The sequence below is a fragment of the Alterileibacterium massiliense genome (genome assembly GCF_900104645.1).
Taxonomy (GTDB): Bacteria; Bacillota; Clostridia; order Peptostreptococcales; family Anaerovoracaceae; genus Alterileibacterium; species Alterileibacterium massiliense.
Window position 1 is genome coordinate 33952 of record NZ_FNWE01000002.1, and the last position, 13803, is coordinate 47754.

Here is a 13803-nt window from a genome sequence, read left to right on the forward strand (position 1 = left end):
ATCCTCCTACTTATCTTCTTTTCTTTTTGAACTTGCTACATATATTGCAGCTACTGATGCGATTACGAAGAATATTGATGTGTAAAGCATTTCTGAATCGGATGTCGCTGGCTTTTTATTATCATCTTTCATGCTTTCAGGGCTTTTAGTACCTCTTACAATAACCTCATTAACAGGTTCAGTGTCTGAAATTATATTTTCTTTTGTTTCTATTATTTCTTCATTTCCTGCATCATCTGTGACATATAGAGTTTCTATCTCTGTAATCTTCTTTCCGATTACTCCCTTCACTTCTTTCTTTGTCTTCCCTACGAGCATATTTGGGTCGTCTTTATAGATAGTCTTAAAAGGCTTTTTCTCGACCTTTTGATCTTTCTTCGACTTAATCTTTGAACCTAGCTCAAGATTCCATCCCTTTTCATCGTCGCCCGTTACAGTTAGAGTATAATATTTCTCAAGTTCTGCCTTATTATCCCCATCAAAGCTTGCTACTAGCTTATATGTTGCATATCTTCTTAGAGGTTCGCCATTAATAGATACATACATCCAAGTTACATTGCCCTGTAGAGCTCTTCTAAAAGAGTTGCTTTTTCTATATAAAGGAAGCTTCTCTCCGTCTACAAACTGTCCGATGTGCTCTATTGGCTGACCATTTCTTAGTTTAAGTGGGTTTGTTACTTTTCCACCTTCCTCAGCCTGCTCAACATTGTATTTAATTTTTATATTATCCTTGTGCTTGTCAAGAATAATTGCATCTTTCTTTATACTTGTGCTTACATTTGTATTCATATTCTGGCTAATATCTAGATCAAAGCGATATGGTTTTTTGACATTATGTCTAATTCTATGTACATATATATAATTTTCCTCATCAAATATTATCTCTGCCGCTGATATAGGCTTTGCTTCAATATATGTTTTACCATTTGCCGACCTAACTTCCTCGCCGAGAGGAATAGTGAATGTGCTATTTGTACCAATAGTTACATTTACAGACTGTACTTCTGTTGGGAAAGCTTCAACTTCACCATTTGCCTTATTTTTACCCCTTAGAAATATTACATACTTGATATTAACATTTTTGCCATCGTTAGCAGTGTTATAATAACGCTGATTTATTCCCATTGACCAGTTAATACCGACCGTAATCTCTTTATTAGCTTGCGGTGCTCTAGTTGGAGCAACTTCAGCAAAGGCAAATGACCCCCCCCATGGTCGTAAAAGCTAGCAATATAGCTGTTAATATAGCTATAATTGATTTTTTTATTGTCATCTCCGTGTCTCCTTTTCATTATCATAGCTCGTCTAGCTCGTCATAGTTCTTATAAATAATCGCAATGATTAGATTTTAAACATCTTAACCACTGCGATTATTATACATCAATTAATTATTTATTTCATCTTATTTTATGCTACTTCATACTGCTTTTACGCGTATACATACTGCCCTCTATCGTCGGTATCATAAAAATCTGCAAACGAAAGCTTGAACACCTTGTTTTCATCATCTTTAATTATATCTTCAATATTAATCTTGTTTTTTATGATATGTTGATATACTCCGGCATAGTTGAGATTTTTACCCTGAAGGACAACGCTGTCTAGGACGCCATTTCTAATTATCGCTTTTCTATATCCGAAAGAGTCCTGTTGCTCGATAATCCTGTCACCTTCTTCTTCCTTGCCACTTCCAAGTGAAAGTGTTGCAAGACCGTAGAAGTTCATGGTGTTTTTCATAGCATAGGTGTCATCATATGTTTTGTCAAATCCGCACATATTATATGCTGCAACCTCAGCCTGTTTTTTCGCATTAGGCCATGTACCAGAAAGTCCTGTAGCATTTCCTGCAGCGAAAATATCCTTTACATTCGTCCTCATGTGATCGTCCACTTCTATAAATCTGTTTATTTTTATGGAGCTACCCTCGAGGAATCTTATCGCTGCACGCTCTCCCGCAGCTGCTATTACAAGGTCGCACTTAACTTCTGTCCCATTATCCAAAATTATTGCTGTGATATTGCCATCAGAATCCATCTTTGTATCGCTAACTTTTCTGCCAAGCTCGAATTTACAGCCGTCATCTTCAAAAAGCTTCTGATACATATCTCCGGCTTTTTTACATAATTGCATAGGAATTATCGAAACTGCCATGTCTATCACGGTAACTTTCTTGCCACGCTCAAGCATTCCATATGCTGCGTCGATTCCAACAAGACCTGCACCTATGATTGCAATATTTTCTGAATCCTTTGCCTTTTCTCTGATTATCTCGGCTTCTCTAAGATGTCTAAAGCAGTGAACATTCTTGGCTTCCCTTAGCCCAGGTGCAGGAGGAATAAAACCGTTCGAGCCTGTTGCAATGAGAAGCTTGTCATAGCTAACATCTTCCATTTCTTCCTTAGCTTTTACATCATCAGCTTGGTCTTTTAGCGGGAAAATCTTAACTAATTTCCTATCAGTATCTACAGAAGAAATCGTATATCCTCTAAAAAACTCGATATTTAGTTCATCTTCCATTTCCTTTGGTAAGAATGACATCTCTTCGGTATTTCTCTCTCCGGAAAGATATTTATGTAGCATACATCTTGAGTGAATATTCATATCTTCCATTATGATTGTTATCTTAGAGTCTTTCTCGAGGGAGCGAATTTGCTCTGCAGCCTTAATACCTGCAGCTCCACCGCCAATAATTACATGTTTCATCACTACACCTCCTCTACATAAATTGCCTTCTTAGGACATGCAGCAACACATCTTGGACCGTCTTCTCTTTCTCCGCAAAAATCGCATTTTATTAGAACTCTATGCTCTGCTGTATCCGGTTTTAGAACTCCATATGGACAGCTCATTATACACATAAAACAAGATGCACATCTCGATTCGTCATATTCAACATGACCCGTCTCCGGATTTTTTTGTAAAGCTCCGCTCATACAAGCCATTACACATTCCGGTTCATCGCAGTGTCTACAGAAGATAGGCTTGTAATTTCCATCCTTGTCTTTAACGATATGATTTCTTGATTCATTCTTTATGTCTGTAAGATCTAGGTCATACAAGTCTGACCACTTATGCTCTCCATTTTGATCAACATCATCTCTATGTGCCTGCATACACGCAATACTGCAATTCTTACAGCCATCACACTTCGACGCATCTATGAAAATCCTCTTCATACGATCACCTCCTATATGTTAAGTGCTTTACGCTTCTCTAGGATTATTTGTTCAAGTGTATCTGCGGAAGATTTTGCATCATCATCTATTATTACCTGACCTCCGGTAATTTCTTTCATATCTTCTGTCAAAACTTTTACAGCAACCGGACTTCCCGTGATAAATGGTGGCAAGCCGAGATGAAGTGGAAGACCTAGAGCTAGACCGAAGCAACCGTCAGCAAGTGCCTGCTCTTCGAGCCACTGAGCAGCAGAAAGAACTAGAGGAAGCTGAGGTAGGTCAACTCCGAGATCTCTTGCTATCTCTGTTGCAACTATCTCAAGTCTACCTATAGCAAGACATGGACCGAAGTTAAGGACTGGTGGAATGCCCAGCTTCTCGCATACAGCTCTTAGCTTTGGACCTGCATATTTAGCAGCCTCAGGCTCCATTAGTCCGCAGTTTTCAATACCACCAGACGAACAACCTGCAGTGAGAACTATTATATCCTTAGCGATTAACTCTTTTGTCAATTCTACAGTTAGAATATCATGACCGCCTGCTGTGAGATTTGAACAACCTACAACGCCTGCAATACCCTTGATGTCACCTGAAATAATTAAATCAATAAGAGGTTTCCAGCTGCCGCCTAGGAAGTTTTTGAGAGAACCCTCGCTAACTCCCGTGAGTGAATTTGTAAACCCATGCTCAGGCTGAAGCCTCATTTTCACATTACCGCGTCTTTCTTTATATGCCTCAATAATCTTTTCGATAATAACAAAGCTCTGTTCCTCTCTATTTTCAAAATCAAAAGGAATTAATTCTGCATTAGCTTTCTTTGCTACATCATCTAGACATATCTGCTTTATCTTTAGCTCGTCACAGATTGGCTCAATTCCAGGTAGAGTGCAGTTGAACTCTGAAAGTACTGCGTCAATTGCTCCAGTTGCTAAAATTGCCTCACTTGTGTAATTATTTCCTGCGTGACCATCAAATATATCTGTGTAATGTGCTCCTCTAAGCTGTAAATCCTGACCTACGCAAGTACATCCAACAAGCTTGAATCCCTTTGCACCAACAGCCTTTGCCATTTCTATTGCTTTATCTGAAACGAGCTTTTCCTGAAGGTCAACAAAGATTGTGTGCTGGTGACCGGTAATCATGATGTTTATATAATCTGGATCTATTACATTCATTCCAACTGGAGCCATGCGAATCTCAGGCTGTCCAAGAAGTACATCGTTCAAAAGGTTTGTAAGTGTAAGACCGTAAATACCTGTTGAAATTCCAAGCTTCAAGCAGTCAAGGAGCATATTAACAGGATCTGAATTAAGATTTGTTGAGCACTTTACCACGCTCTTAAAAACCTCAGACTTAGCACCGCCTGGCATAATTCCAAGCTTTTTCCAAAGCTCTACTCTAGGCTCATATCCTACCTTCTCAACTAGCTCAGCTTGTACATATTCTGGCTTGTACAAATCAGTAAGTACGGCATTTGCAACAGCTTCTGCCTTTTTATACTGATCTTCTTCGCTAATTCTAAAGATTTCTGCGAGATGATTGAGTGATTCAGCTCCTTTAAGCTCTCCATGTGCTCTTGCTGTATCTCTTAGATTTCTTGCAGTATTTTCAACTACATGAATGTAGCAACCGCTTCCAGCACCAACCGCACGGAGAAAATTTCTGACTACTATAGTGTCAGCATTAGCACCGCATATTCCCTTTGGCGACTCTGGTGTTATCCTGCATGGACCATTAGAACAAAGTCTGCAGCATACGCCCTGAAGTCCGAATCCGCACTTTGTATCCTGCGTTTCAACTCTGTGATGAGAAGTTTCCATAGGTAGTGAACGAATGAATCCTTCGAGCTTTTTGTCTGCACTTTTGCAAGTGTTACAACCATAGCATTGTTCCATTTTTTTCAACCCTCCTTAATCATCATCATTAAATATACTTTACTAATTAGGTATAGTTAATGATTAAAAAAAATAAAAATTTAAAATTATTAAAACATTACATCATAGATCTAATTATTAAGAATATCGGCAATTGACCTGCTATTTAGGTTCTTAAAGAGATCATCCTGAATTCTTGCAAATTCAGCATGGACCATGCAGGGTGTGTTCACTTCATTATTTGGGCAGTGTGAGTTACCTCTTAGACATTCACTAACATATGAATTAGGCTCCATTATCCTATAAATGTCATAAAGTGTAATCTCACTCAAAGGTCTTACAAGCTTATATCCTCCGTTGCTTCCTCTAACTCCTATTATGAGCCCACCTTTCTCAAGCTTTCTCGACACCTTATAAGCAATCGCTTCTGAGATGTATTCATTCTTAACGATACTGCTTATACTCTTTGGCTGATCTGTTGATAAGTTCCTTATAACCCTTATTGCATAATCTGTTTCTCTGTTAAAAAGCATTTATCCTCTATCTCAATAATTTATTATACCTTCTTTTCAAATGCAGATTAACATATTGTACCAGCTTAGTCAAGAAAAAAGAGCCGAATTTTTTTCGGCTCTTTTCGTATAAATTTCTCGTATCTTTTGTAGCTAATTCATCTAATGATTCGTATCAGATTATTCGATAATCTCTGTTACTACTCCTGATCCTACTGTTCTTCCTCCCTCTCTTATAGCAAATCTTAGTCCTTCTTCTATTGCTATTGGAGTTATCAGTCTGATGTCCATTACTACATTATCTCCTGGCATGCACATCTCTGTTCCTTCTGGTAACTTTAGATCTCCTGTTACATCTGTTGTTCTGAAGTAGAACTGTGGTCTATATCCATTGAAGAATGGTGTGTGTCTTCCGCCTTCTTCCTTCTTTAGTACATATACCTGTCCCTTGAACTTTGTATGTGGCTGGATTGTTCCCTTTGCTGCAAGTACCTGTCCTCTTTCGATCTCATCTCTCTGCACTCCTCTTAGTAGTGCTCCGATGTTATCTCCTGTCTCTGCCTTGTCCAATGTCTTCTTGAACATCTCTACTCCGGTTACTACTACCTTCCTCTTTTCTTCTGTGAGTCCGACTAGTTCTACCTCTTCGCCTACTTCGAGTGTTCCTCTCTCTACTCTTCCTGTTGCTACTGTTCCTCTTCCTGTTATTGAGAATACATCCTCTACTGGCATTAGGAATGGCTTGTCATTATCTCTTTCTGGCTCTGGTATGTATGAGTCTACTGCTTCCATTAGCTCTACTACCTTGTCTCCCCACTCGCCTGCTGGATCTTCTAGTGCCTTTAGGGCTGATCCTCTGATGATTGGTGTGTCATCTCCTGGGAACTCGTACTCATCTAGTAGCTCTCTTACTTCCATCTCTACTAGGTCGAGTAGCTCCTCGTCATCTACCATGTCGCACTTATTTAGGAATACGATTATATATGGTACTCCTACCTGTCTTGATAAGAGAATGTGCTCTCTTGTCTGTGGCATTGGTCCATCTGTTGCTGCACATACTAGGATTGCTCCGTCCATCTGTGCTGCTCCTGTTATCATGTTCTTTACATAGTCTGCGTGTCCTGGGCAGTCTACATGTGCATAGTGTCTATTTGGTGTTTCATACTCTACATGGGATGATGAAATCGTGATTCCTCTTGCCTTCTCTTCTGGTGCCTTGTCTATCTGGTCGAAGGCTACATCTGCTCCCATTCCATATCTATTGTGTAGTACCTTTGTGATTGCCGCTGTTAGCGTTGTCTTTCCGTGGTCTACATGTCCTATTGTACCGATATTAATATGCGGTTTGGTCCTTTCAAATTTCTCCTTTGCCATTTTTTCCCTCCTAGATTATATTTATTTTGCAATTTTCTCTTGAATGCTTTCAGGCATCTTGTCAAAATGATCCATCTGCATAACATATGTTCCTCTACCCTGTGTCTTAGAACGCAGGTCTGTCGCATATCCGAACATCTCTGAAAGAGGAACAAGTCCTCTGACATTTACAACTCCATTGTTCATGTCAGTTCCCTCAATCTTACCTCTCCTTGAGCTTATATCTCCTATAATATCACCCATGTGATTTTCAGGAACGGTTACCTCAACCTTGAATATAGGTTCAAGAAGGACTGGATTTGCCTTGAGAACTGCTTCTCTAAATGCCATCGATGCAGCAATCTTAAATGCCATATCAGATGAGTCAACTTCGTGATATGAACCGTCATATAGTTCAACGCCCACATCTACTACTTGATAGCCTGCAACAGGTCCTGTCTGCATTGCCTCAATGATACCTTCCTGAATTTTTGGAATGTATTCCTTAGGAATAGCACCACCTGTGATTGAATCCTTAAATTCAAATCCGGAACCTGCCTCCGTTGGATATACCTTAATCTTAACATGACCATACTGACCATGACCACCGGACTGCTTTGCATACTTATGATCTACATCAACGCCCTTGGTAATCGTTTCTTTGTATGATACCTGTGGTTTTCCAACATTTGCTTCAACCTTAAATTCTCTTAGAAGTCTATCAACGATAATCTCGAGGTGTAGCTCTCCCATTCCTGCAATTATCGTCTGCCCTGTATCTCTATTTGTATAAGTCTTAAAAGTAGGGTCCTCTTCTGCGAGCTTATTTAAGGCTATTCCCATCTTTTCCTGTCCTGCCTTGGTCTTAGGCTCTATAGCAATTTCTATTACAGGATCTGGGAAATCCATTGATTCAAGGATAATTGGATTATCCTCATCACAGAGCGTATCTCCTGTTGTAGTTGTCTTTAATCCTACAGCTGCCGCTATGTCACCAGAGTACACCTTGTCTATTTCCTGTCTATGGTTAGCGTGCATTTGTAAAATTCTTCCAATCCTCTCCCTCTTGCCCTTTGTCGCATTGTACACATATGAGCCTGTGGTTAGAACTCCGGAATATACTCTAAAGAATGCGAGCTTTCCTACATATGGATCTGCAACAATCTTGAATGCAAGTGCTGAGAATGGCTCCTTGTCCGATGCCTTTCTTTCGTCAGGTTCTTCGGTATCAGGAGTTACTCCGCTAATAGCAGGTATGTCTAGTGGTGAAGGCATATACTCAACTACACCATCGAGCAACATCTGAACTCCTTTGTTCTTATATGCAGAGCCACAGAACATTGGGAACAGCTCTCCAGCGATTGTAGCCTTTCTAAGAGCTTTCTTTACATCTTCAATTGGAAGCTCTTCTCCCTCTAGATAAAGCATCATAAGATCTTCATCTGTATCTGCAACAGCTTCGAGAAGTTTATCTCTCCAAGCCTCAGCTTCTTCCAACATATCCTCAGGAATTTCTTCTACTTCTATTACCTTGCCGAGATCGTCTTTATAAACCTCAGCCTTCATTTTTAATAAATCTATGATTCCTGTAAACTGATTCTCAGATCCGATTGGAAGCTGCACTGGCACTGGTTTTACCTTGAGCCTATCCTGTATCGTATCGATTACATGGAAAAAATTAGCTCCCAGTACATCCATCTTGTTTACAAAAATTATTCTCGGAACATTGTATCTTTCAGCCTGTCTCCAAACTGTCTCCGACTGTGGCTCAACTCCCTCTTTTGCAGATAGAACCATAACAGCACCGTCTAGTACACGAAGTGACCTCTCAACCTCTACGGTAAAGTCCACATGTCCTGGGGTATCTATTATATTAATTCTATGATCCTTCCACTGTGCTGTAGTTGCAGCCGATGTAATTGTTATTCCACGCTCCTGTTCTTGAGCCATGAAATCCATGGTTGCAGCACCATCGTGAGTTTCACCAATCTTGTGAGTTTTTCCTGTATAAAATAGGATCCTCTCAGTAGTCGTTGTCTTGCCGGCGTCAATATGAGCCATTATTCCGATATTTCTAGTTCTCTCTAATGGAAAACTTCTACCAGCCATTTATAACTCCTTCCGACTACCATCTGAAATGTGCGAATGCCTTGTTTGCTTCAGCCATCTTGTGAGTGTCTTCCTTCTTCTTTACAGAAGCTCCGGAATTATTTGCTGCATCCATAAGCTCTGCTGCAAGTCTTTCTGACATCGTCCTCTCGCCTCTTAGTCTTGTATACTTAGTAAGCCATCTAAGTGCTAGAGTCTGTCTTCTCTCCGGTCTAACTTCAATTGGCACTTGGTAATTCGCACCACCAATTCTTCTTGCTTTAACTTCTAAAATAGGCATGATGTTGTTCATCGCCTCTTCAAATACTTCCATTGCCTCCTTGCCTGTCTTTTCTTTGATTGTATCAAAGGCATCATAGACAATTCCTTGGGCAATTCCTTTCTTACCATCAAGCATGATGCTGTTGATAAGCTTGGCAACTGTTACACTGCCGTATAACGGATCTGGAAGTACTTCTCTCTTTGGTATATTACCTTTTCTTGGCACTTCTCTTCCCTCCTTGTGCTTCTGGGGTACTCGAACGGTTTCTAACACCGTACGCGGGCCTTAATATATCTATATTAAGGGCATTTACCCGAAATTACTTCTTCTTTGGTCTCTTTGCTCCATATTTGGATCTAGCTTGACCACGATCCGATACTCCTGCAGCATCGAGTACTCCTCTTACAATATGGTATCTTACACCAGGAAGGTCTTTAACTCTTCCACCTCTTACAAGAACAACGCTGTGCTCCTGAAGATTGTGTCCAACACCAGGTATGTAAGCTGATACTTCAATACCATTAGTCAAACGAACCCTTGCTACCTTACGCAAAGCTGAATTAGGCTTCTTTGGTGTTACAGTCTTTACTGCCACGCAAACGCCTCTCTTCTGTGGTGAATTAACTGTAGTCTGAACCCTTCTCAATGTGTTTGTATTCTTGCTGAGTGCAGGTGAAGTAGACTTATGTGTTAATCTTGTTCTGCTCTGACGCACCAGTTGGTTAATTGTAGGCATTATTTTCCTCCTTTCTCATTTAATATATATTTCAAGCACCCCAAGACATTGCCTCGGGGTGGCCCGAACGATTAATTATATCAGTCCCTCGCCAGCAATGTCAATCTCATTTGCATTATTAGGTGCTGATTCCACTGCTGCCCTAGGTGCCAACTCCGGATATGCTTCTTCTCCATTCTGATTATCTTCAGAACCTAGCGGAGCATTCATATATTTCTCATACTCACCGTAGTCGACACTGATATTTCTATAGGTTTTCATACCCGTTCCTGCAGGTATGAGTTTGCCAATCATTACATTCTCTTTGAGTCCGATTAGATGATCTGTCTTTCCTTTTATTGCGGCGTCAGTGAGCACCCTTGTCGTCTCTTGGAATGATGCCGCTGAGAGGAATGAGCTTGTTGCAAGTGCAGCCTTTGTAATTCCAAGTAGAACTCTGCTATAAGTCGCAGGCTCAAGTCCCTTGCTACTTGCTTCCTCATTAGCCTTATCGATCTCAAATTTGCTATAAGTGCTTCCAGGAAGAAGTCCAGTATCTCCTGATGTGATGATCTTATACTTTGAAAGCATACGGCTTATTATCATTTCAATATGCTTATCATTGATGTCTACACCCTGCTGTTTATATACTTTCTGAACTTCGCTTAGAAGATATTGATATACGCCATCAACTCCGAGTGTCCTCATTATATCTTGCGGATTTAGAGGTCCCGGTGTCAAATTCCTGCCCGCATACACCTTGTCTCCGACCTTTTTATTGAAGAGCTTTGAATTATCATAGCTAATCTTGTATTCTTCGATTTTTCCATCCCCTTCATCTACGAACACATAGGTCCTATTATCTTCTCTATGCTCAATGCTTTGAATTACACCATCGTGTTCAACAATATCAGCAAGTCCCTTAGGATTTCTTGATTCAAACAATTCCTCTACCCTTGGAAGACCTGATGTTATATCATTTCCAGCTACTCCTCCGGTGTGGAAAGTTCTCATTGTTAGCTGAGTTCCCGGTTCTCCGATCGATTGTGCTGCGATAATTCCTACTGCCTCTCCAGGTAAAACCTTAGTTCCCGTCGCCAGATTTCTACCATAGCACTTAGCACACACGCCACGCTTGCTATTACAAGTCATGACAGACCTTATCATAACAGTCTTAATACCCACTTCTTCGATTTCGTCGGCAATATCGTCTGTTATCTCCTCGTCTTTAGCACATAGAAGCTTACCAGTTTTTGGATTTATTACATCTTCAGCTGCAAATCTACCCTTTATTCTTTCTGATAAGTGCTCAATTATGCTTTCATTTCCAACTTCTGCTGAATCTGTGTCAAGAAGTGCAGAAATTGCTATTCCCTGATCAGTTCCGCAGTCGTCTTCAGTGACTATTACGCTGTGTGATACATCGACAAGACGCCTTGTCAAATAACCTGAGTCAGCTGTTCTAAGTGCTGTATCAGCTAGACCTTTACGAGCACCATTTGCAGATATGAAATATTCCAAAATCGAAAGACCTTCTCTAAAGTTAGCCTTAACAGGTACCTCAACGACATGACCTGTAGCATTCGCCATAAGTCCACGCATTCCGCCTATCTGACTAATCTGCCTTTCGTTACCTCTAGCTCCTGATTTCGCCATGATGTTAAGATTGTTCATAGAGTCAAGGGATTTCATAAGTGCTGTTGAAACTCTAGCTGTCGCACTCTCCCATGTCTTCTGTACAAGGGTTTTTCTCTTTTCATCTGTCAGAGTTCCCTTTGCATATTCATGCTCTATCTCATCTACTCTCTTATCTGCCTCTTCTACGATCGTATATTTTTCTTCTGGAACAACCATGTCCGAAACGCTGATTGTAACCGCAGCAAGTGTGGAATACTTATATCCCATGCTCTTTACATAGTCCAGTATTAGCACTGTCTTTGTATTGCCATGCTTTTTAAAGCAAGCTCCTATTATCTGCTCAAGCTGTTTTTTGCCACAGAGGAAATCAATTTCAAGACCATATGGATCTTTCTTTCTATTGACAAATCCCATGTCCTGAGGAAGCCCTTGGTTGAAAATAAATCTACCAACTGTAGACTCTACTCGATGTCCTTCTGTGTCATTTTCGTCTATGAACTTTCTGACTTTAACCTTTGCATGGATACCTACCACGCCATTCTGATATGCCATCATCATCTCATCGAAGTCAGCGAAGCACTTGCCATCTCCCTTTTCATCAGGTCTATTTCTCTCTTCACTTCCTGGGTGAGTTAGGTAGTATGTTCCAAGTATCATATCCTGAGTTGGAATTGTAATAGGCGAACCGTCCTTAGGTGCCAAAATATTATTCACAGACAGCATTAGGAACCTTGCCTCCGCCTGTGCTTCTACCGATAGCGGTACATGTACAGCCATCTGGTCTCCGTCGAAATCGGCGTTGAAGGCTGTACATACTAGAGGGTGAAGCTTGATAGCTTTGCCCTCTACAAGCACAGGCTCAAATGCCTGTATTCCAAGCCTATGAAGGGTTGGTGCTCTGTTGAGAAGAACCGGATGGTCCTTTATTACATAATCAAGAGCATCCCAAACCTCAGGTGCCATCTTCTCAACCATGTTCTTTGCACTCTTAATATTCTGTGCATGACCTTTTTCAACAAGATCTTTCATGATAAAAGGCTTGAATAACTCAAGTGCCATGGTCTTTGGAAGTCCGCACTGATAGAATTTCAACTCCGGCCCTACGACAATAACCGATCTTCCTGAGTAATCGACACGCTTACCTAGCAGATTCTGACGGAATCTACCCTGCTTTCCCTTAAGCATATCTGAAAGAGATTTTAGCTGTCTTCCAGCTGCTCCTGTTACCGCTCTACCTCTTCTACCATTGTCTATAAGCGAATCGACCGATTCCTGAAGCATTCTCTTTTCATTCCTAACGATTATGTCAGGAGCTCCAAGCTCTATAAGCTTCTTTAATCTATTATTTCTGTTGATAACTCTCCTATACAAGTCGTTCAAATCAGAAGTTGCAAATCTACCGCCATCGAGCTGAACCATAGGTCTTAAATCAGGTGGTATAACAGGAATTACATCGAGTATCATATACTCAGGCTTGTTCCCGCTCTGTCTTAAAGCTTCGATTACTTCAAGTCTTTTTACAAGTCTTGCTTTCGTCTGACCCTTTGCCTTTTCAAGTTCTTCTCTAAGCTGAGTTTCGAGTTCATCTGTATCAACATGGGTTAGCAATTCCTTGATTGCCTCTGCACCCATTCCAGCTTTGAAGCTCTTTCCATAAAGCATCTTAGCTTCTATATATTTATTCTCTTCGATTATCTCCTTGTATTTAAAAGGTGTATCTCCAGGGTCTGTGACAACATAAGAAGCAAAATATAGTATTCTTTCAAGATTCTTTGGTGTCATATCAAGCACTAGACCTATTCTCGACGGTATTCCCTTGAAATACCAGATATGAGAGACAGGAGATGCGAGCTTGATGTGCCCCATTCTTTCTCTTCTTACCTTTGCCCTTGTGACCTCTACTCCACATACAGGACATACCATGCCTTTGAAGCGAATTTTATTATACTTTCCGCATGAACATGTCCAGTCCTTTGTAGGTCCAAATATTCTCTCGCAGAAAAGACCGTCACGCTCAGGTTTTAAACTCCTGTAGTTAATGGTTTCAGGCTTAGTTACTTCACCATGTGACCATTCAAGCATTTTCTCTGTAGAAGCTAACTTAATCTGCAGGGATTCAAAATTTCCTAAATCATAATTCACGCTTTTGCTCATTATTTTCCTC

10 protein-coding genes are annotated in these 13803 nt (G+C 40.5%); all 10 read right to left on the reverse strand.

Annotated elements, in window-relative coordinates:
- Nucleotides 1-6: 6 nt before the first annotated feature.
- The 10 genes from BQ5371_RS02005 to rpoC all read right to left on the reverse strand — a co-directional run bounded on the left by BQ5371_RS02005 (nt 7) and on the right by rpoC (nt 13793).
- Nucleotides 7-1125, reverse strand: a complete 1119-nt coding sequence (locus BQ5371_RS02005; protein ID WP_071132288.1) for a G5 domain-containing protein — start codon at nt 1123-1125, stop codon at nt 7-9.
- Nucleotides 1126-1428: 303 nt separating this feature from the next.
- Nucleotides 1429-2703 (reverse strand): NAD(P)/FAD-dependent oxidoreductase, encoded by a 1275-nt coding sequence (locus BQ5371_RS02010; protein ID WP_071132289.1) that lies wholly within the window; start codon nt 2701-2703, stop codon nt 1429-1431.
- 2 nt (nt 2704-2705) lie between these two features.
- On the reverse strand, nt 2706-3176 hold the full coding sequence (locus BQ5371_RS02015) for a 4Fe-4S dicluster domain-containing protein (RefSeq protein WP_071132290.1): 471 nt from the start codon (nt 3174-3176) through the stop codon (nt 2706-2708).
- 11 nt (nt 3177-3187) lie between these two features.
- Nucleotides 3188-5071: an anaerobic carbon-monoxide dehydrogenase catalytic subunit gene (gene cooS, locus BQ5371_RS02020; protein ID WP_071132291.1), complete on the reverse strand. Its 1884-nt coding sequence runs from the start codon at nt 5069-5071 to the stop codon at nt 3188-3190.
- Nucleotides 5072-5181: 110 nt separating this feature from the next.
- On the reverse strand, nt 5182-5583 hold the full coding sequence (locus BQ5371_RS02025; protein ID WP_071132292.1) for an RrF2 family transcriptional regulator: 402 nt from the start codon (nt 5581-5583) through the stop codon (nt 5182-5184).
- A gap of 159 nt (nt 5584-5742) precedes the next feature.
- Nucleotides 5743-6936 (reverse strand): elongation factor Tu, encoded by a 1194-nt coding sequence (gene tuf, locus BQ5371_RS02030; protein ID WP_071132293.1) that lies wholly within the window; start codon nt 6934-6936, stop codon nt 5743-5745.
- 21 nt (nt 6937-6957) lie between these two features.
- Nucleotides 6958-9024 carry an elongation factor G gene (gene fusA / locus BQ5371_RS02035; protein ID WP_071132294.1) on the reverse strand — a complete coding sequence of 689 codons (2067 nt, stop codon included), beginning with the start codon at nt 9022-9024 and terminating at the stop codon, nt 6958-6960.
- Between the two features lie 16 nt (nt 9025-9040).
- Complete coding sequence (gene rpsG, locus BQ5371_RS02040; RefSeq protein ID WP_071132295.1) at nt 9041-9511, reverse strand: 30S ribosomal protein S7; 471 nt, start codon at nt 9509-9511, stop codon at nt 9041-9043.
- A 94-nt stretch (nt 9512-9605) separates the two neighbouring features.
- Complete coding sequence (gene rpsL, locus BQ5371_RS02045) at nt 9606-10022, reverse strand: 30S ribosomal protein S12 (protein WP_071132296.1); 417 nt, start codon at nt 10020-10022, stop codon at nt 9606-9608.
- A gap of 75 nt (nt 10023-10097) precedes the next feature.
- Nucleotides 10098-13793 carry a DNA-directed RNA polymerase subunit beta' gene (rpoC, locus tag BQ5371_RS02050; protein WP_083377381.1) on the reverse strand — a complete coding sequence of 1232 codons (3696 nt, stop codon included), beginning with the start codon at nt 13791-13793 and terminating at the stop codon, nt 10098-10100.
- Nucleotides 13794-13803: the final 10 nt, after the last annotated feature.